Annotated in this window: 19 protein-coding genes; 4 read left to right on the top strand and 15 right to left on the bottom strand. The window is 37.2% G+C overall.

The annotated features are described in order from the left end of the window. Positions 1 to 71: 71 nt before the first annotated feature. The 4 genes from G3O09_RS11125 to spxA all read right to left on the bottom strand — a co-directional run bounded on the left by G3O09_RS11125 (position 72) and on the right by spxA (position 3615). A complete protein-coding gene (locus G3O09_RS11125) occupies positions 72 to 329 on the bottom strand; it encodes a transposase (RefSeq protein WP_275898312.1) in 258 nt (85 codons plus the stop codon). Between the two features lie 273 nt (positions 330 to 602). Beyond that, complete coding sequence (cls, locus tag G3O09_RS11130; RefSeq protein WP_163101566.1) at positions 603 to 2114, bottom strand: cardiolipin synthase; 1512 nt, start codon at positions 2112 to 2114, stop codon at positions 603 to 605. Positions 2115 to 2264: 150 nt separating this feature from the next. Further along, positions 2265 to 2930, bottom strand: a complete 666-nt coding sequence (mecA, locus tag G3O09_RS11135; RefSeq protein ID WP_163101567.1) for an adaptor protein MecA — start codon at positions 2928 to 2930, stop codon at positions 2265 to 2267. A gap of 289 nt (positions 2931 to 3219) precedes the next feature. Continuing rightward, positions 3220 to 3615, bottom strand: a complete 396-nt coding sequence (spxA, locus tag G3O09_RS11140) for a transcriptional regulator SpxA (RefSeq protein WP_163101568.1) — start codon at positions 3613 to 3615, stop codon at positions 3220 to 3222. 583 nt (positions 3616 to 4198) lie between these two features. Here spxA and G3O09_RS11145 point away from each other — a divergent pair. Together G3O09_RS11145 and G3O09_RS11150 are read left to right on the top strand one after the other, a co-directional pair. Further along, the gene (locus tag G3O09_RS11145; protein ID WP_163101569.1) at positions 4199 to 4384 is read left to right on the top strand and encodes a hypothetical protein; all 186 of its coding nucleotides are present in this window, start codon (positions 4199 to 4201) and stop codon (positions 4382 to 4384) included. A gap of 251 nt (positions 4385 to 4635) precedes the next feature. Further along, a complete protein-coding gene (locus tag G3O09_RS11150) occupies positions 4636 to 5433 on the top strand; it encodes an arylamine N-acetyltransferase (RefSeq protein ID WP_163101570.1) in 798 nt (265 codons plus the stop codon). Between the two features lie 118 nt (positions 5434 to 5551). Here G3O09_RS11150 and G3O09_RS11155 read toward each other — a convergent pair whose 3' ends face one another. From G3O09_RS11155 to G3O09_RS11180, 6 genes are all read right to left on the bottom strand, one after another. Further along, a complete protein-coding gene (locus tag G3O09_RS11155) occupies positions 5552 to 6763 on the bottom strand; it encodes a putative glycoside hydrolase (RefSeq protein ID WP_163101571.1) in 1212 nt (403 codons plus the stop codon). Between the two features lie 191 nt (positions 6764 to 6954). Next, positions 6955 to 7893: an ABC transporter ATP-binding protein gene (locus G3O09_RS11160; protein ID WP_163101572.1), complete on the bottom strand. Its 939-nt coding sequence runs from the start codon at positions 7891 to 7893 to the stop codon at positions 6955 to 6957. 1 nt (position 7894) lies between these two features. Then, complete coding sequence (locus G3O09_RS11165; RefSeq protein WP_163101573.1) at positions 7895 to 8938, bottom strand: ABC transporter ATP-binding protein; 1044 nt, start codon at positions 8936 to 8938, stop codon at positions 7895 to 7897. A 14-nt stretch (positions 8939 to 8952) separates the two neighbouring features. After that, positions 8953 to 9981: an oligopeptide ABC transporter permease gene (gene opp3C, locus G3O09_RS11170; RefSeq protein ID WP_163101574.1), complete on the bottom strand. Its 1029-nt coding sequence runs from the start codon at positions 9979 to 9981 to the stop codon at positions 8953 to 8955. Further along, a complete protein-coding gene (opp3b, locus tag G3O09_RS11175; protein ID WP_163101575.1) occupies positions 9981 to 10910 on the bottom strand; it encodes an oligopeptide ABC transporter permease in 930 nt (309 codons plus the stop codon). Before opp3b ends, opp3C begins: the two co-directional genes overlap by 1 nt. Before the next feature lie 143 nt (positions 10911 to 11053). Continuing rightward, a complete protein-coding gene (locus tag G3O09_RS11180) occupies positions 11054 to 12757 on the bottom strand; it encodes a peptide ABC transporter substrate-binding protein (RefSeq protein WP_163101576.1) in 1704 nt (567 codons plus the stop codon). Positions 12758 to 13154: 397 nt separating this feature from the next. Between G3O09_RS11180 and G3O09_RS11185 the strand changes: the two genes are divergently transcribed. Continuing rightward, the gene (locus tag G3O09_RS11185) at positions 13155 to 13523 is read left to right on the top strand and encodes a DUF3899 domain-containing protein (RefSeq protein WP_163101577.1); all 369 of its coding nucleotides are present in this window, start codon (positions 13155 to 13157) and stop codon (positions 13521 to 13523) included. A 50-nt stretch (positions 13524 to 13573) separates the two neighbouring features. Then, positions 13574 to 14599, top strand: coding sequence for a tryptophan--tRNA ligase (gene trpS, locus G3O09_RS11190; protein WP_163101578.1), 1026 nt, complete (start codon positions 13574 to 13576; stop codon positions 14597 to 14599). Between the two features lie 75 nt (positions 14600 to 14674). On the opposite strand, the gene G3O09_RS11195 is transcribed toward trpS, so the two are convergent. The 5 genes from G3O09_RS11195 to opp4A form a co-directional block, all read right to left on the bottom strand. Next, a complete protein-coding gene (locus tag G3O09_RS11195) occupies positions 14675 to 15430 on the bottom strand; it encodes a YjbA family protein (protein ID WP_163101579.1) in 756 nt (251 codons plus the stop codon). A 133-nt stretch (positions 15431 to 15563) separates the two neighbouring features. After that, the gene (locus G3O09_RS11200; RefSeq protein WP_240338409.1) at positions 15564 to 15821 is read right to left on the bottom strand and encodes a YuzI family membrane protein; all 258 of its coding nucleotides are present in this window, start codon (positions 15819 to 15821) and stop codon (positions 15564 to 15566) included. 125 nt (positions 15822 to 15946) lie between these two features. Beyond that, positions 15947 to 16867, bottom strand: coding sequence for an oligopeptide ABC transporter permease (gene opp4C, locus G3O09_RS11205; protein WP_163101580.1), 921 nt, complete (start codon positions 16865 to 16867; stop codon positions 15947 to 15949). 14 nt (positions 16868 to 16881) lie between these two features. Further along, complete coding sequence (opp4B, locus tag G3O09_RS11210; protein WP_163101581.1) at positions 16882 to 17847, bottom strand: oligopeptide ABC transporter permease; 966 nt, start codon at positions 17845 to 17847, stop codon at positions 16882 to 16884. A 36-nt stretch (positions 17848 to 17883) separates the two neighbouring features. Continuing rightward, positions 17884 to 19605, bottom strand: a complete 1722-nt coding sequence (gene opp4A, locus G3O09_RS11215) for an oligopeptide ABC transporter substrate-binding protein (protein ID WP_163101582.1) — start codon at positions 19603 to 19605, stop codon at positions 17884 to 17886. Positions 19606 to 19637: the final 32 nt, after the last annotated feature.

The following is a 19637-nucleotide window of genomic DNA, read 5'->3' on the forward strand; positions in this document are numbered from 1 at the left end:
GTCTCGCCTGTAACGCTAATCCCCCAGGAGTCAAGCGCCTTCCGCTCCAATCAACCAGTGTCCTTGAATAATCAACTTAAAAACCTGTTCATTAAGCTTAGCATAGATCGAATGCCAAACACATATTGAACAAACGTCATTTTAAAGAGTACAACTGGATCAATACTAGGACGTCCTAAATTAGAATAGAGGTGTTCGACTAACGGATAGATGAAGGTAAAATCAATCGATGCATCGAGTTTTCGGACTAAGTGGTCTTGTGGAACAAGTTGTTCAATAGCCAGCATTTCTAATTGTTCACGTTCATTGATTTGATTTTTCGTCATCATCGCTTATCACCTCAAAATTATGTACAAACACCGTTGATTGGAGTGGAGGGCGACGACTCCTGCGGGAAAAGCGTGAGACTTGCGACCCCGCACGAGCGTAGCGAAGGAGGAGGCTCAAGCCACGCCCGCGGAAAGCGTTCGCCCTTCGCTGCAATCAACTTCTCTAATTCTTAGTTAACTTCTTTCATTGTAAAAGAAAAAAGACTGTTGGCAAACTCGAAATTCTTCGAGTTTGTCTACAGTCTGAATGGAGTGCACAATTGCACTCCATCTTTAAAGTAATGGTGAAAGTAACCTACAAAATGACTCTAACACCTTCATTCCTATATTGCGTTTTTTGAAAGAATCCATATGGATTTCTTGGGCTTGTTCTAGGTCGTCCATAAAGTCCTTGACTAGTTTTTGAGTACTACCTGTTTTGTAGAGGAATGCATTGACTTCAAAATTCAAATGGAAGCTCCTCATGTCCATATTGGAAGTTCCAATCGAAGCAAGTTCATTATCAACAATCACTATCTTGCTGTGCATGAATCCTTCTTTATATTCGTATACACGTACTCCCGCCTCCAAAAGATTGGGAAAATAGGAGCGTGATGCATGCCATACAATCCACTTATCTGGATTTTTGGGTACTAGTAATCTGACATCAATTCCACTCAACGCTGCGACCTTTAGTGCTTGAAATACATCTTCATCAGGAATGAAATAAGGGGAAGCGATGTACACTGACTCTTTAGCGGTCGTTATCATGGAAAAGATCATGTCCTTAATGACACTCCACTCATTATCCGGGCCACCAGCAATCATCTGTACACCACCTTGATGATGTTCAATCGGTACACTAGTTGGTAAATACTCGTCCGTTAAAAAGCTATGATTTGTACTATAATACCAATCTTGCAAGAAAATTAATTGAAGAGTCCTTACCGCTTCACCCTTCGCCATTAAATGTGTGTCCCGCCAGAATCCAAAGTTTTTATTTCTGCCTAGATACTCATCACCAATATTTAGACCTCCTACAAAACCGATATCTCCGTCAATGACGATGATTTTTCGATGGTTACGGAAATTGAACTTATTGTTTAAAAACGGTAATCGTACAGGACCAAATGGAGATACTTCCACTCCAGCGTTACGTAAATCTTGAATATACTCCTTTGTCAACGTCCAAGCACCAACTGCATCATATAAAAAGCGGACTTTTACCCCATTTCTAGCACGTTCCATCAGTACATTCTTAATATCTCGTCCAATTTCATCATCTCGTACAATATAATATTGAATGTGAATATGATGCTTTGCTTCTTTCAAACCTGTAAGGATGTGAGAAAAGGTTTCTTCCCCATTAGTCAAAATCTTTGTTTCTGTAGCAAAAGAGATAGGGCTGTTCCCGATTCGCTGGGCCAAAGCGATTAACTTTTTTTGATGATCTCCCATATTGGCCAGTTTATCGGCGCTGATATCTCGTTCACCTTCGATTTTTAGAAAAGCCTGCTTATCTAAAAAATATTTCTTACGGAACATTTTTTCCTTTCGGTAATTACGTCCAAATAAAAGATAAAATATAAATCCAACTAATGGAAAAGCGCCAAAAACAACAAGCCATGTAAGGGTTTGGGTAGGATGCCGATTTTCTAGGAAGATGACAATTCCAATAATTACAGCTGACAGTGTCAAAATTAAACTAAAAAACCCAAACAGTCCTCCTTGGACCTGATCATGAAAGAGAAACCATACGCCCCATAGTAGGCCGACAAAAAGAAGTAAACGAACTGTATTTTTCATAATTCCACCTCGAGAGACCTTAAATCATACTGTACAACTACATATACCCAAAAAGACCTTCTTAAATCCTATCACAAATTGGTACAAAAAAATGGAAACTTTAACACAAACAAAAACCGATTTCCTACAAAAGAAATCGGTCCAGAATATCTATACGAAATATTGACGCACCGTATCAAATACATTTTCGTTCATTACTACTTTCCCATACTCTTCTAAGCGATGAATAGTCATTTGAGACTCATCTCCATATTCAAGGAGAATGCTTAGTACATTATCCATCTCTTCTTCGTCCATTTCTTCTTCTAGGAACTCAACGAAGAGATAATATTTTCCTTCGTAAGCAAACAACTTGGTTTCAAAGCCCTTCAGAACAGGACGTTTACTTAAGGAAATCACATCCTCAAAATCTTTAAACATTATGACAAATTCTAAAATACCATCTTCCATAACAATTTGTTCTTCTTCTGGTATTTTTCCTTGCATATGGTGATCGAGGAGGGATTCAATTTTATCATGAACGGGCATATCCTTCAGCTTTTCGTCAAGATTTTCACCATTAAGGACATCCTTGGCCAAATTGGCTCTAGTTACGAGAACTTCTAAACCTTTATCCAAAGCTTGGACTTGAATCCATAATGGACCCTCAATCCCAAATTCTTCTTCATGATGAACTTCATCCATCATTTCCCAAAATAGTTCTTCACTTTTTTCGCGATTGTACCAAATCTCATCGCGATCAAAGCCTCTTTCCTCAATATCGATATACGAAATGTAAAATTTTACGGTATGTTCATTAATACGTTCAATCTCCATAAATTCCCTCTCCCTTCTCTTCAAATTTTGAAGGGAATTACCCCCGAAAAATTAAGCTTTTCTATCTATAACTTTACCCCTATTGAAGAAATACTAATCAATAAATATGGATAAGTTATATTAATTCTATTTTATGATAAAAAGCGTAAGAAGGAAAATGAAAAGCAATAAATCAAACAAAAACGATTGAAATGCCTACTTAGTTCTTTGATTTTACATAATTTTTCGTCAATTTGCAATGCGTCTCAAATAAAAAAGACCCCAACAATAATTTGTAAGGGTCTTTTTGTTAGTTAACCATTCGCTGAGCTTCGCGAAGATGGAATGTACGAACTTTTCTTGGAAGGAAACGACGAATTTCATCTTCATTATAGCCCACTTGCAAACGCTTCTCGTCAAGGATAATCGGCCTGCGTAGTAATCCTGGGTTTTCCTTGATTAAAGTATATAACTGTTGTAGAGGTAGTGTCTCTACATTTACGTTTAGTTTTTGGAACGTTTTGGAGCGGGTAGAAATTATTTCATCCGTTCCATCCTCCGTCATACGAAGAATTTCCTTAATCTCCTCAATGGATAATGACTCAGAAAAAATATTTCTTTCTACATAGCCAATGTCATTTTCCTCTAGCCATGCTTTTGCTTTCCTACAAGAAGTACAGCTTGGAGATGTATACAATGTTACCATATTAATCACACTCCCGAATTATAGAATCGTAGATCTATGCTGGGAAAACTTTTTAATGAATGTAAAAGATTTGCCATCTATCTTTTTTTATGACAGCGCTTTTTCTTTATCCACTCTACATTGAAATTACTATAAACAAGTAATTTCTATCACAATTATACATCAATCTCATTAAAAAGAATACCTTTTTTAAAAAATACGAAATTTGTTATACAAACCTTGAACACACAGGCATTTCAGTGTTTTTTTAGTCCATAAGACCTAAATCTATAAAACTATCTTTTATCAAACAATTGAAAATAATCTGCTTTCATTCTCAATTAATATGACTTAACTCTCAGGGTAAGTTGTGCCCGATTTTCACTTCCAATCTACATATTCCCTTGATATAAACTGTTTAAACCTATTTTTTTAAATGAGATTAAATTTATTTTATGTTTCTAATCTTAATTTTCCCTTAAGATTTTTACTTTTGAACAATTCGGTAACTATCAGAATTTTCCCTTTTCATTCTGGATACAATTTTATACAATATAGGTAATGGAAATGTGAGGCAATCGCTCCACATGAAAGGAGATAATCAATGGCAGGTTATTTGATCGATTTAACAATTGTAACTGTACTTGTGATTGGATTAACTGCATTAAATGGTGTAATGGTTAATGGAATTGGTGAAAAATTCTTTGGTGGCAAGGAAAAGAGTATTTTTAAAGACCAATCAGCTAAAACACAAACCGGCTGGAAAGCAGTCGGAGGGAAAAAGAACTAACCTAAATATCTCAATAAACTTATTCATAAAAAGAGCATTCCTCAATGCTCTTTTATTCTACCTATTCCTACGACACTTGTACCGCTCTTTTAGCGAATCAATACAAACCTTTCCATTTCCTCTAACTTTCAACAAAAATTATCTCCTATTTATTCATAAGACTAAAGAAGTATAGCATCCACTCTCTAAGAATGATTCAAACAATTTTTGAAAAGTTTACACTTTAGATATAACGAATAAAGGAGATTGAAATGAATACTACTCTTTTGGTTGAAAAATTTTTAGATTTTTTAGATGTGGAAAGAAAAGAGGTCTGTCTGCCTTTTCTAAACGAATTACTTAAGAATCATCAAGAAAAAGTAAAGTGGGAAACTGTTACCAAGATTTTGGATTGGGAAAGAGGCGATCAAACAGGAGAATACCTACCTCCAATTGACCTCTATATTAACAGGATTACCAACCAAGGTATGGGAGGAACATGCTGGTCGTTGGCAGTTGGCTTTCATTGGTTATTAACACAACTCGGATTCTCGACTCACTATTTGTACATGGATTCAGGTCATTTATGCTTACGCGTCGATTTAGATCAACCCTATTATGTGGATGTTGGATATTGTGCACCGTTATTCAAGGCATACCCCTTGAAACAATCTTTTAAGGTGAAAGACATACGGGAAGAGTTCGTTTATCAAGTCGATGGGGATAAAGTCACAATTTCCAGAGAACCAGGTCCTACGAAAACAATGGATACTGTTTCAGTACAACTTGATGAGATGAAGCCATTCATTACAAAATCAAATGTTTGGGATACAGGGATGGCCTTAAAAGAAATACAAATCTTTGGATATGTGGATGGAGTACCAACTTCATTAAAAAATAACACACTAAAACAGCACTTTACTCATGAAAAACGAGAAACCATATTAAATCCAACACAATTGGAATTGTTCATCACAGAACGTTTCCGAATGGATTGGAATTTATATAAAGATGCACTTGAACGATATGAAAGCAAAAAAGGAATAAAACTGTTTAGTGTAGAATACTAGAGCTCAACAAGAATTGAATTCCAACATTCACGGACTTGAATAATTCACCTTTGAGAAAGAGACTGGATTACATTGCACACTATCAGTACAATATAATCCAGTCTCTATGAGAACAGTATTATGGAGTATAATCTACATTTGGTGTATACGAATTACCAGCATTCCATAAAAGGTACTCTTTAATGCCTTGTTCATTTAAAGCTTTGATTTGGGCTTCAACTTCTGCTTTACCATACTTTTTAAAATTCCCTTTTCCTAGCCAAGAAGCTGTAAAGTCCTGTAACCATGGTCTTGAAATTGGTGGTGTTTGAAGCTGTGATAATTTTTGCTTTTCAACCTTCACATATTCTGTAACCAATTTATATGGCTCAATATCTGGCTTGGCAATTCCAAAATATGATGTCCAGTGACTAGGGTAAATCATTGAGGAAATGACATCCACATTTTCAGATATCTTAGAGAAATTTTGACCTATACCAGGTGCTTCTGGCAACGTAGCAGTATAACCAAAGATATCAACTGATACCTTCACACCGTATGGCTTTAACTTTTCCCTAGCATATGCAACAAAGTCAGTAACCGCTGATACACGCTTTTGTATATTATCTTCACTTCTCTTTGCATAGTCACCCATGCTATATGTTAATGTTTGATCTCGTTTTTCAAATCCTTCTGGGAAACGAACATAATCAAATTGAATTTCCTGGAAACCCATTTTAGCTGCCTCAATGGCAATCCCAACATTATAATCCCATACTTCTTTCAAGAAAGGATTGACGAACGACTCTCCTCTACCATTTTTCCAAACGGTTTTCCCTTCTTTATAGGACCATTCTGGTTTTTTATTAGAAAGAATGGAATCCTTGAAAACTACTATTCTAGCAATTGGATACACTTGCTTTTTCTCTAAAGTTTTTAGCATCGCCTTAGGATCTTTGATGAAATTTTGTCCGATTCCTGCATATGGAGAACTTGGTTCGGGCTTATACGTAATATTCCCCCAGTCATCCTTTATGTCGATTACCATTGCATTTAAATCTGTACTATCCATTAATCCTAATAACTTATTAAACTTAGTTCCACCTGCAGAATGCCCTGTAACATAAACCCCACGGACAGCATCAGGATACTGAAACACAAGTCCCGAATCGTATGTAAAACGTGGTAGTGATTGAAATACTTCTTTGGACTTTAAGACCATCATTCTATTCGGATGGTTACTCACTACTTGTGTTTCCTCATTCCCTGCTGCTTTTGCAGCGGTAGGACCCATTGATAATAAAGCAGTAACAATAAACCCGGCCGCAATGATTGTATTCCTAAGCTGCATGACAGAGCCCCTCTCCTATTTAAATATTGTACTTATATTATAAAGCGAAACTTCCTTTTGTGGGGCGGTTTTTTCCACAAAAGGTTAGTTGAGCCAATCGGGCCTTTACGGACAGTTACCCTTTTTCAACCTTACTTAAATAAAAAAGACCCAACAGAGTAAAAAAGTCTGTTGAGTCTCTAATAAAAATTTTATTTTGACATCTTTTTGTATTGCTCAAGTTCTTTTTCAGAGCAGTATACGAAATGTCCAGGTTTTACTTCACGCATTTTTACTTCTTCCCCTTCAGCATAGTCATGCATGTTCGGGTTGTAAGTGATACGTTTACGAGTACGCTCGCTAATTGGATCCGGTTGAGGAATCGCAGATAATAGTGAACGAGTGTAAGGATGGATTGGGTTATTGTACAATTCTTCACTTGTAGTTAATTCTACAAGTTTGCCAAAATACATTACACCGATTCGGTCGCTGATGTATTTTACCATGGAAAGGTCATGGGCGATGAATAGGTACGTTAATCCCTTTTCCTTTTGAAGCTTTTTCATCAAGTTAACAACCTGTGCTTGAATGGATACATCCAATGCAGAGATTGGCTCGTCCGCAATGATGAATTCAGGTTGAACCGCAAGAGCACGGGCAATCCCGATACGCTGACGTTGACCGCCTGAGAATTCATGTGGGTAACGGTTGGCATGCTCTTTATTTAATCCAACTGTTTTTAGTAAATCGATAACCTGGTTCATTCTGTCTTCTTTAGAAGTAGCCAAACCATGAATATCGATACCTTCAGCAATAATATCTGCTACCTTCATACGAGGATTCAAGGATGCATAAGGATCTTGGAAGATCATTTGCATTTTACGGTTGAATTCGCGTAAATCCTTTGCGGATTTTTTCCCATGAACATTTTTCCCGTTAAAGATTACTTCTCCATCAGTTGCATCATATAAACGGATAATCGTACGACCAGTTGTAGATTTACCACAACCCGATTCTCCTACCAGTCCAAGAGTTTCCCCTTTGAAAACTTGGAAAGATACATCATCCACGGCCTTAACCATGTTAGGTTTGCCTGCGTTGAAGTGTTGCTTTAAGTTTTTAACATCAAGAAGAACTTGATTCTCTGTCATATTATTTAACCCCCTGCATTGAAAGGAAGTGGCTTCTACGCTTCACGACTGCATCCGGAGGAGTAACCTTAGGTGCATCCGGATGAAGTAGCCAAGTTGCTGCGTAGTGAGTATCAGATACCTTGAACATTGGAGGTTGCTCTTCTAAATCAATTTGCATCGCATACTCATTACGTGGTGCGAATGCATCTCCTTTAGGAGGATTCATTAAGTCAGGAGGTGTACCTGGGATAGCGTACAACTCACTTCCAGCTATATCAAGGTCTGGCATAGAACTCAATAAGCCCCAAGTATATGGATGTTGTGGATTGTAGAAAATCTCATCAACAGTTCCAATTTCAACAATCTTTCCACCATACATAACTGCTACGCGGTCCGCAACGTTAGCAACTACACCAAGGTCATGCGTGATGAAAATGATAGACGTATCAATTTTCTTTTGTAAATCCTTCATTAATTCAAGAATTTGAGCTTGAATTGTTACATCAAGAGCGGTAGTTGGCTCATCGGCAATCAATACTTTTGGATTACATGCCAAAGCAATAGCAATTACTACCCTCTGTCTCATACCACCAGAAAACTGATGTGGGTATTGTTCAAAACGTACTTCAGGTTGAGGAATCCCAACTAGACGTAATAAATCGAGAGCACGTTGTTTAGCTTCTGTTTTACTTAATTTTTGGTGCTTCAAGATTGGCTCCATGATTTGCTTACCAATTTTCATCGTTGGATTCAAGGATGTCATTGGATCTTGGAAAATCATAGAAATATCTTTCCCACGGATTTTTTGCATTTGACCGTCCGATTGTTTTGTCAAATCTTTACCTTCAAACAAAATTTGTCCGCTTTTGATTTCTGAATTTCCTGGAGGAAGTAGTCGCATGATTGTTTTCGTCGTAACGGATTTACCAGAACCTGATTCCCCAACAATCGCTAATGTTTCACCTTTGATTAAGTCGAAATCTACACCACGAATGGCTTTAACTTCTCCTCCAAAAGTATGGAAGGATATATGCAAATCCTTAACTTCTAAGATTTTCTCCATTTGATTCACCTGCCTTAATCTCGCATTTTTGGATCTAGTGCATCACGAAGTCCATCCGCAAGCATGTTGAAGCATACCATGATAATACTGATCACGACTGCAGGGATGAACATTTCATGTGGATGAAGCTGTAACGTTTTGTAACCTTCATCAATCAATGTTCCAAGAGAAGCCAACGGTGCTTGTAAACCTAGTCCGATGAAGCTTAGGAATGCTTCAAAGAAAATAGCACTTGGAATGGTAAACATTGTGTTGATAATCATTACACCCACTAGATTTGGAACTAAATGTTTAAAAATGATCTTTGAATTTCCGTTTCCTAATGTTTTAGATGCTAATACGTATTCTTGCTCTTTCAATTTCAAAACTTGAGCACGGACAACACGTGACATCCCTACCCAACCTGTGACACTTAAGGCGATTGTGATAGATATGATACCAGGTTCAAGAACTAAGATCATTAAGATAACTACTACAAGGGTTGGAATCCCTACTAGTATTTCAGTAAAACGTTGCATGTACGTATCCAAACGACCACCGAAGTATCCAGAAATCGCTCCATACGCAACACCTATGATCAAATCAATCAAAGCTGCCAAAACAGCAATATATAGTGAAATTTGCGTTCCTTCCCATACACGAGTGAACAAATCACGACCTAGTGCATCGGTACCGAACCAATAATATTCATCTACTTTCTTTTGTTCATACATATTGACTTCTTTACCACTCTTCATAACTTTGACACCATCGAATGGCAACCATTCAATGTTTTCTAAGCCCTGAATACGTGGAGGCAAGTTATTATGGGCAACTTTTTGGGTTTCTCCATCGCGACCACTGATTACTGGTCCTAAGAAAGCCATGATAACAATTATACCCATTATGACCATGCTCACTAGGGCTGCTTTATTCTTTCGGACACGCATCCATGCATCTTGCCAGAAGCTCAAGCTCGGTTTAGAAATTTCCTCACCCTTAGAAGCATCGATAATGGCAGGCTGGAATTTTTCTTTTGGAATGTTAATTTCGCTTTTTGCCATTACTTTTTACCTCCTGCTAGTCTGATACGAGGGTCGATGAATCCATATAAAATATCTACTATAAGAATGATCGTTATAAACAATGTTGCAAACAAAATGGTAGTACCCATAATAGTAGGATAATCATTTACCTGAATGGATTTAACGAATTGCTCCCCAATTCCAGGTATCGCGAAAATACGCTCTACTACTAGGGAACCAGACATCAATCCAGCAGCTAATGGTCCTAATACTGTAACTACCGGAATTAATGCATTACGTAAAGCATGTTTGAATGCGATTTCAAAATAGTTTGCACCTTTAGCTTTAGCCAATGTGATGTAATCGGATCCTAAAACCTCAATCATTTCCGTTCTCATGAAACGTGCTGCAATTGAGATTGGGAACATTGCCAAAGCAATCGTTGGTAAGATGGTGTATTCAAACCCTTTCCAGAAAAGAACAGGGAACCATCCTAATTTAAGACCTACATAATATTGCAATAATCCAGCCAATACGAAACTTGGTACAGATTTACCCACTACTGCAATAAAAGTTGAACCATAATCCACCCAAGTGTTTTGTCTTAGAGCAGCTACTACTCCTAACACAATCCCAATGAGTGTACCTACTAACATCGCTTGCAATCCTAGTTGCAATGAAGGTCCGATACGGTTAACCAATAAATCTGTAACTGGTGTGTTGCTGAATTGGAATGAAATTCCTAAGTCACCTTGTACCAAATTAGTCATGTAGTTCATATATTGAACCGGGATTGGCTCATCCAAACCATACTTGTCTTTCATGATTTGTAATTGTTGAGGGGGTAACTTGGATGCACTAGCAAACGGGGTACCCGGGATTAACTTCATGAGGAAGAAAGTGAGGGATGCGATAATGAATAGAGTAATGATCATGTACAGTATACGTTGTCCAATGTATTTAACCATCTCGACACCTCCTGAAAAATCTTAATATTTCGCAAAGTTAGAAAATTTCCTTTACAGGGAAAAGAGAGTATATTGAGAAAATATACTCTCTTCTGTTCCTAGTACAGAATTATATACACCTTTATAAAAAAGGCAAATGGTAATTATTCTGCGTCAGTGATTTCGATCCATTTCCAGCTGTAGTCAGAACCTACGTTGTGGTATACGAAACCTTTAACCTTAGGAGCGATTAATAGGTTTGTAGCACGTTGGTAAACTGGAGCTAGACCAGCATCTTCTTCAAGAAGGATTCTTTCAGCTTCTTGTAATGCAGCCCAACGATCAGCAGGCTTGTCAGCAAGCTCACCCATAGCAGCTTTGATGTTTTTATCATACTCTGGGTTAGAGTAATCCATACGGTTACTTCCACCTTTAGTTACCCAAAGGTCAGAGAATGAAATTGGATCAAGGTAGTCAGCACCCCATCCAGCAAATTGTAAATCATAAGTTTGAGAATTGTCACGCTCTAAACGGATAGCGAAAGGAACGCTTTCAAGTTTGATTGTTAAACCTTTAAGGTTAGTTTCTAATTGGTTCTTCATGTACTCGTCAGTTTTCTTAGCTGATTCAGTGTCTCCACCTAGGTAGCCAATTTCAACTTTGTCAGTACCAAGCTCTTTTAAACCTTGCTCCCAGTACTTTTTAGCTTCTTCTACGTTATAAGAAAGCATGTCTGGGTTTTTCTCACGGAAGTCAGCTCCGCTCTCATCATAGAATGAATCTTTAGGTACAGCATAGTTAGCAGGGATTGAACCGTTGTTCAAGATGCTAGCTGTAAGGTCTTCTTTGTTGAATGCCATAGCGATTGCACGACGAATGTTTTCGTTTTTAAGTGCAGGGTTTTGCTTTTGGTTCATCTTTAACCAGAATACAGTAGTTTCTAAGTAACGAAGTAAGCGCTCGTCGCCATCGTATTGAGGAACGATGTCAGAAGATAACTTACCAGTGATATCAACTTCACCAGCTTCGAAAGCGTTTACAGCAGATTGAGAATCTTTAACAACGTTTGTAGTTACTTTTGTTAACTTAACGTTTTCAGCATCCCAATAGTTTTCGTTCTTTTCCATTACCCATTCAGTACCAGCAGGTCCGTCCCACTTAGTCATTTTGAATGGACCAGAAGCGATTAGGTTTTCAGCGTTGCTAGCATATTTACCAGCAGTTGATTCAAAGAACTTTTGTTGGATCGGATAGAAAGTTCCGAAAGCCATTAAAGCTTTGAAGAAAGGAACAGGTTTTACTAAAGTAACTTCTAGAGTTTTCTCATCAAGAGCTTTAACTCCTAAAGAATTTACATCATAAGGCTTTTTAGCAGCAGCAGCGTCAGTGATTTCTTGAGCTCCTGCGATTTTACCGCCCATCATGTATGGACCGTATGGAGAAGCAGTTTCTGGATTGATAGCACGTTTCCATGCGAATTCGAAGTCGTTAGCAGTGATTGCTTCACCGTTAGACCATTTTGCGTCTCTGATTTTGAAAGTGTAAGTTTTTCCGTCTTCACTTACTGTTGGTTCTTCAGCAGCAAGTCCAAGAACAGGTTGTTGCTCTTCGTTAATACGGTATAGACCTTCACTCATTTGGTTCAAGTATAAGAAACTTGTAGAACCTTCAGCAAGTGCGCTGTCCATAGTTGGAATTTCAGAAGAATCTAGAGTTTTTAGTTCTTGAGGTACATTAGTTGTTTCTTCAGCAGGAGTTCCTTCTTTTTCTCCCTCTGCTTCCTCTTTTTTCCCACCGGAACAAGCCGCTAAGAAAATGCTAAGGACTAATGTAAGAACTAAAAGCAATGAAAATTTTGACTTTTTCAAATTTGACACCCCTTTTATGTTTTAAAAATTCTTACAGTTTTCATTATACATTTTTCTGATTATTTGTAAATTAACTTTTTTAAAAAAATTTACAGAAATATTATAAAAATCATATTTCCATTACAAAAGATAGTTCTATTTACCTATAATAAAACGTTTTATTTTGGTAAAGCACTAATGAATTTGGGGGTAATAAGTGTTTATTTTCCATTCCAAATCCGGTAAAAATACCTAGATAATTCTTCCTTTTTTACCAATAAATTTGATTTGACTTGCTTCACCATTGTATTTTGTTATATTGATATATTTTTTATTCACTTTTTCAAATTTGTTCCCAGTTTGTTATACTTTTAATAAATTCATTTATTAACATATTATTCTAAGGAGATGAATTGAAATGAAGCGTATCAGCGTTTCTGTTGTGGGTTTATTTGCACTCATCCTTTTAACTTGCTTTATTCTTTATAAGCAAATTAATTTGGTAGACATCATTAATGTGACATTTTATGTATCGAGTATCTTAATTATTTTTTCACTATTACTTCTTGTACTAGAAAAAGGATTTTTTGATGTGATCAGTCATAGCTTTCGTTTACTTTTCTCACGTAATAATAAAAAGAGATTTGGTCACTTGGCGGTAGAAGAAGAGGAGAAAGAGATCTCGCGTCTTTCTGATTTCATTACTTTTGATTATTCTTGGACTTTATGGACTGGGATAATTCTAATGGGATTTATGTTAGTAGGGCTATTGTTTTATTATCAATAAGAAAAAAATCATTAGGACTTGTCTAGTATTTCTTTCATATGAAATAATGAATGAATACATACCCAAGGTTAAAAAAGGAGTGTCCAGCATTGAAAAACATTTTTTCAGGCATACAGCCAACCGGCTCCGTAACATTAGGAAACTACATAGGAGCAATGAGACAATTTGTTGATTTGCAGAATGACTATCATTGTTATTTTTGTATCGTTGATCAGCATGCTATCACAATGCCTCAAGATCGTCTTGAACTTCGAAAAAACATTCGCAGTCTTGCAGCTTTATATTTGGCAATCGGAATTGATCCAAATAAAGCAACGATTTTTATACAATCCGAAGTACCAGCACATACTCAAGCAGGATGGATTATGCAATGTATTTCCTATATTGGTGAACTTGAAAGGATGACCCAATTTAAAGATAAATCGTCAGGACGTGAAGCAGTTTCATCAGGTTTATTGACTTACCCACCTTTGATGGCTGCTGATATTCTCCTTTACAAGACTGATATTGTCCCTGTAGGTGACGATCAAAAACAGCATATTGAACTGACAAGGGATTTGGCGGAACGTTTCAATAGGAAGCACGGTGAAATTTTCACCATTCCTGAAATTCGTACTCCTAAAGTCGGCGCTCGGATTATGTCTTTACAGGAACCAACAAAAAAGATGAGTAAATCCGATCCTAACTTAAAATCTTTCATTACTTTACTTGACGATCCAAAACAAATTGAGAAGAAAATTAAAAGTGCTGTTACAGATTCAGAAGGTATCGTTAAATTTGACATTGAAAATAAGCCAGGTATCTCAAACCTTCTATCTATTTATTCCATCTTCACTGGAGAATCCATTACGGATCTAGAAAAAAAATATGAAGGAAAAGGCTACGGGGATTTCAAAGGTGATTTAGCCCAAGTCGTCGTAAACACAATTAAACCTATTCAAGATCGTTATAATGAATTGATTGCTTCAAAAGAATTGGACGAAATTTTAGACCGTGGTGCTGAAGCTGCAAACAGAGAAGCAAATAAAATGATTCAAAAGATGATGAATGCAATGGGGTTAGGAAGAAAAAAATAATAAAAAAACGGCTGAGTCCTTTTATAAGGAATCAGCCGTTTTTCTATTAATCATTACCTTCTTTAATTATTTCACTTAAAGCATTGTAGGCCTATCTCCTACTTCCATTTCCCACAGTTTTTCGAAAAATGGTTGGCCTTTAATGAGGTTCTCACATAATTGTAGATGCTTGCTTGTCCATCCATATTGCACTTCTTCAAAGAGCTCTTCCCATGCTTTCTCAAACTCTAAATCTTGAATGGACATGTATTTATGTGGGGCCCATTCAGTATACCAATATCTGATTTCAGGAGTATTCTTAGATGTATGTAGTTGATCTAGTGCCATAAATAGTAACTGTTTTAACTGTCTTTCTTTCCTTGTCAATCCACTCATATAGTCTGGAGCTGGTGACAAAATGTGATATTCTTTCTTTTGTAGACCTTGATTATTAAATCTATATTCCTTTTCGGGATGGTTGTCCACCATGTCATACACTAATTGTTCTTGCCTCGGTATCAAACGGCTCTTGCGAATAGGGATCGTATATCCAATGGTATCTACAGCAAGAATCCCAGTTCCATCCGTCACGATAAAGCAATAATCCAATTGTGTTCGCTCATGGTTTTTTCTCAAGAATGATTTTTGATACACATCATTCAATAAATCTTGAGGGAGCTCGGCTAAATCATTCTCAATGTAGTGAAATAACGTGGCTGATACTTTTAGCAAAGGTACTTGGTCAAGCAATTCTATACCATCTTCTTTTCTCCATTCATGGAAATGGCATATATTATAGCCGTTTTCTTCACCTTCAAACCAATTCACCCAAACATCATGGAGATATAACATATTTGATCCCTCACCTACTTGTATACTATTTGTCCATAAGTATAGTCATTGTAGGGAGAAATTATTCCTTTTTAGAAAATCGTTGGATGTTTTTTAAGAGTAATGGAAATTGTGGGGTTAATTTCTACAGAGGTTATTTAGAGGATGATGAGATCCTATCTAATAAGCTAAGAATGACAATGATCATCCCAATTGGAATAATGTATAGCTCAGGTCTACCAATAATAAATTTTCCAAATTCCAAAAAGGTATGTCCTGTAGTCAGCATATTTAAATAGCCAATACAGCTCACTGCTCCAGAAACAGACATCCCACTTCCAATTAATATGGCTAGAAGCCTAACCATATAATAAAAGATGGACACTAATATACCATCATCTTTCCGTGTCACGTGGACTACCTCCCCTATCAATTAAACCTGTTTCTTCTTATTATATATGTCATATTAAACTCGAAAAGTACAAGCCTTTTTCATAAATGAAAAAATAAAATCCACCTCAAGTGGAGAGGTGGATTTTATTTGGCAGATTTAGGATTGAATGCATCCTTTAACCCTTCACCGATAAAGTTAATGGAAAGTATGACTAATGTTAAAACAGTAGCTGGTGGAATCCAGATCCACCATTTATTTGCCAATACATCTGGACTTCTCGCTTCTTGTACCATGTTACCCCAGGTTGGGATTGTCATAGGTACCCCAAAGCCTAGGTAGCTAAGACCTGTTTCAGCAACAATCATGACAGCCATCAAAATTGTTGATTGCACGATGATAGTTGATAAAACGTTTGGTAAAAGATGCTTTACAATGACTTTGAATGAGTTACATCCAATTGAGATTGCAGCTAGGATGTATTCATTTTCTTTCTCAGCCATTACTTTACTTCGAATTAACCTAGCTGTACTCGTCCAACCGAGTAAACTGATGACGAGTATCAATGTGCCGACACCTGATTCCACAAAAATCGATCTAATTACGATTACTAGAAGGATGAATGGGAAGGTCATTACAAAATCAGTAAATCGCATTAATGCTGCATCTATAAATCCACCGAAGTAACCTGAAATTGAACCTACTATTGTTCCTGTAATGACTACAAGTGCAGTTATCGATACAGCTAGTTTTAAGGAAGTTTGGCCACCATGTAGAATACGAGGCCATATTTCTCTTCCAGATTTATCTGTTCCGAGGAAAAATTCAGATGAAGGTTCTTTACTAATTTGCGTTAATTTAATTTTAGCTGTCTCCTCAACAGGAACCGTTAACGGTTCAGCAAGTGCGCATAAGGCGACCACAGTCAAAAAGAAAATTAAGCTGACCATTGCAATTTTGTTTTTCAAGAAACGTCTACGAGCAATAGCCCATGGAGATTGACTTTTTCTTGGTTTAACATGATTAATGTCAGCAGTTTTGTTATGGGTTGATAACGTTGGTTCCAAGTACACTCACCTGCCTAACCTAAACGAATACGCGGATCTACTAAACCATACAGTAAATCTGCAATTAAATTTCCAATAAGGGTCAATACTGTAAGCATCATCGTAACAGCCATCATTACAGAGTAATCGCGGGCACTTACTGATTCTACGAATAGTGAGCCAACACCAGGATATGTAAAGATTGATTCAATAATTACTGCTCCACCAAAGATATTGGCAATGTCAAAACCAAGTAATGTTACGATTGGAATGACAGAGTTTCTTAAAATGTGTTTGTTAAAGATTGTCGATTCGCTAGTACCTTTTGCTCTTGCAGTTCGGACATAATCTTTTCTAGCACTTTCAATCATGTCGTTACGTAAGAATTGGGTGTAGGATGCAGTGGACATACCTCCTAATACAAGTGCCGGTAGTATTGTATGCTTAATTTTGTCCAGATAATAACTTAAAGAACCAATTTCTGATTCAAAACCTACACTACCACTTGCTGGAACCCACCCTAACTTGATTGCAAAAACATAAATCACTACTAATGCAGCCACAAAGCTTGGTATAGCTAACGCTAAATAGTTAACGGCTGATATTCCGTAATCCCCTAATGAATAGGCATGTCTTCCAGAGTATCTACCCATTAAGAATGCTAGCATATAAGTGATTAATAAAGACGTGATGCCTAGTAAAATCGTGTTTGGTAAACGAGAAGCTACAAGTTCTGAAACTTCCATTTTGTGAATAAAAGAATCCCCAAAATCTCCTTTTACGACGCCGCCCATCCATCTAAAATATTGAACATGAATTGGATCATTAAGCCCCATCTTTTCACGCATGTCTTCAATATATTCAGGATCAGAATTGAGAGGGTCGATTTTGCCAGTAAGGGCATCCCCTGGCATCATTTTTGCCAGGGAAAATACCACTACCGAGATAAGGAAAATTAAAGGAATCATACCTAGTATTCTACGAAGTGTATATTGCAACATTCGGCATTCTCCTTATCAAGAAAACTTTCTAATATCTTACTCAGTTACGCTCCATAAGTGGAAATCAGTTACTCCAACTGGAGTTACTTTCACACCTTGAACACGCTTGTTGATTGCCCAAGGATCTTCACGTTGTTCGAAGAAGATAACAGGAAGCTCTTCGTTAACAAGTTTTTGCCATTCGAAATATACATTTTTACGGTGTTCGATAACATCAGTTCCATCAGTTGGGAATTGAACACCCTTCTTGATTAGTGCATCTGATGCTTCGCTGTACCATCTCCACATGTTCCACTTGTCAGTAGACAACCAGATTCCAGCAGGATCTGGGTCATTTGAAAGTCCCCATGCACCCATGAACGTTTCAATAGAAGGATCGTCTTTTTCAATTGTGTCATAGAATAGGTTAAAGTCTTTTAAAGCTCCACCATTGATTTTTGCATTGATACCAATTTCTTGCCATGATTGAACGATGAATTGTGCACGAGCTTCGGAAGTTTCAGTACCGCTCATAGCGTCAAAGTTTACAGTGAATGGTTTGCCATTCGGATCTTCTACGAAACCATCGCCATCTTTATCTTTGAATCCTGCTTCGTCTAACAATTTTTTAGCTTTTTCTACATCATACTCATATTGGTTGATTTGATCGTCTGCAATCTTAGCCCAAGAAACGGATGGGAATGGAACGTTTAACGGCTGCCCAAGTCCGCTTGCAAAAGAATCGATAAACGCTTGACGGTCTAAAGCGTGTGCCATTGCGTGACGTAGGTTTTTAACTTGGAACTTCTTATTATCAGATACAACTACACCTTTTTTAGTGTCATAATGACCCCAGTCAAAGCCGATATAGCTGTAAGATAATGCTGGAGTTGTTACAGCGTTTACATTTTCAAGCTTTGTGATGTTTTCCCATTGATCTTTTGGTGCTTCGATTACATCGATTTCACCGTTTTCAATTAATCCTTGTGCTAGTGCGCCATCAATAACTTTGTAAACTACTGAATCTAACTTAGGTTTGCCTTGCCAGTAATCGTCATTACGAACTAGCTCAACACTTTCCCCTGGTACGATTTTAGACACTTTGAATGGTCCAACACCGATTGGGTTTTTACGAATTTGATCAGAGTCAACAAGCTCTTTTGGAGAAAGGTCTCCATAGTAATGCTTAGGCTCTGGGATAGACCAGATATTATCAATTACGTTAATAGAAGGCTCAGTAAGAGTTACTTCTACAGTGTAAGGATCTACAACTTTAATACCTTCGATTTTGTCAGCTTTTCCATCATGGTACTCTTGAGCACCTTTGATCATCGCTACGTTAGCAAAACGTGCGCCTTCATATTTAGCATCAGCAATTAAGTACCAAGCGTACTCCATGTCTTCCATTGTTAATTCTTCACCGTCATGCCATTTAACGCCTTCTTTAAGCTTTAAAGTAAGCTTAAGTTTGTCTTCAGAAAGTTCCCAAGTAGCCAAGTTTGGCTCAGATTGAAGCTCATCATTTACTTTGAATAAACCTTCGTGCATAAATTGAAGAATACCAGCATCGTCTTCACCTTCATAAAACGCATAAGATAATACGCCTTTGAACGGTTGTGTGAAACCGTATGTAACTTTTCCGCCTTCAACAGGTTTCTTTTCTTCTGTTTTCCCTGGATCATTTTTAGTAGTTGTTGTTTTTTCTCCGCCCGAGCATGCAGCAAGGAACATTGATAAAACAAGCATAATGGAAGCTAGCCAAAACGCTTTCTTTTTCATTTGTTTCCCCCCAAATCTTTAGATTTTAATGT

Origin of the sequence: Peribacillus alkalitolerans, from assembly GCF_010882125.1 — a bacterium.
In the GTDB taxonomy this organism is placed as follows: Bacteria; Bacillota; Bacilli; order Bacillales; family DSM-1321; genus Bacillus_BN; species Bacillus_BN alkalitolerans.

Bases quoted from the DNA above. Each gene is read 5' to 3' on its own strand.
- G3O09_RS11125 (WP_275898312.1), bottom strand. From the start codon at position 329: ATGATGACGAAAAATCAAATCAATGAACGTGAACAATTAGAAATGCTG.
- cls (WP_163101566.1), bottom strand. From the start codon at position 2,114: ATGAAAAATACAGTTCGTTTACTTCTTTTTGTCGGCCTACTATGGGGC.
- mecA (WP_163101567.1), bottom strand. From the start codon at position 2,930: ATGGAGATTGAACGTATTAATGAACATACCGTAAAATTTTACATTTCG.
- spxA (WP_163101568.1), bottom strand. From the start codon at position 3,615: ATGGTAACATTGTATACATCTCCAAGCTGTACTTCTTGTAGGAAAGCA.
- G3O09_RS11145 (WP_163101569.1), top strand. From the start codon at position 4,199: ATGGCAGGTTATTTGATCGATTTAACAATTGTAACTGTACTTGTGATT.
- G3O09_RS11150 (WP_163101570.1), top strand. From the start codon at position 4,636: ATGAATACTACTCTTTTGGTTGAAAAATTTTTAGATTTTTTAGATGTG.
- G3O09_RS11155 (WP_163101571.1), bottom strand. From the start codon at position 6,763: ATGCAGCTTAGGAATACAATCATTGCGGCCGGGTTTATTGTTACTGCT.
- G3O09_RS11160 (WP_163101572.1), bottom strand. From the start codon at position 7,893: ATGACAGAGAATCAAGTTCTTCTTGATGTTAAAAACTTAAAGCAACAC.
- G3O09_RS11165 (WP_163101573.1), bottom strand. From the start codon at position 8,938: ATGGAGAAAATCTTAGAAGTTAAGGATTTGCATATATCCTTCCATACT.
- opp3C (WP_163101574.1), bottom strand. From the start codon at position 9,981: ATGGCAAAAAGCGAAATTAACATTCCAAAAGAAAAATTCCAGCCTGCC.
- opp3b (WP_163101575.1), bottom strand. From the start codon at position 10,910: ATGGTTAAATACATTGGACAACGTATACTGTACATGATCATTACTCTA.
- G3O09_RS11185 (WP_163101577.1), top strand. From the start codon at position 13,155: ATGAAGCGTATCAGCGTTTCTGTTGTGGGTTTATTTGCACTCATCCTT.
- trpS (WP_163101578.1), top strand. From the start codon at position 13,574: ATGAATACATACCCAAGGTTAAAAAAGGAGTGTCCAGCATTGAAAAAC.
- G3O09_RS11195 (WP_163101579.1), bottom strand. From the start codon at position 15,430: ATGTTATATCTCCATGATGTTTGGGTGAATTGGTTTGAAGGTGAAGAA.
- opp4B (WP_163101581.1), bottom strand. From the start codon at position 17,847: ATGTTGCAATATACACTTCGTAGAATACTAGGTATGATTCCTTTAATT.
- opp4A (WP_163101582.1), bottom strand. From the start codon at position 19,605: ATGAAAAAGAAAGCGTTTTGGCTAGCTTCCATTATGCTTGTTTTATCA.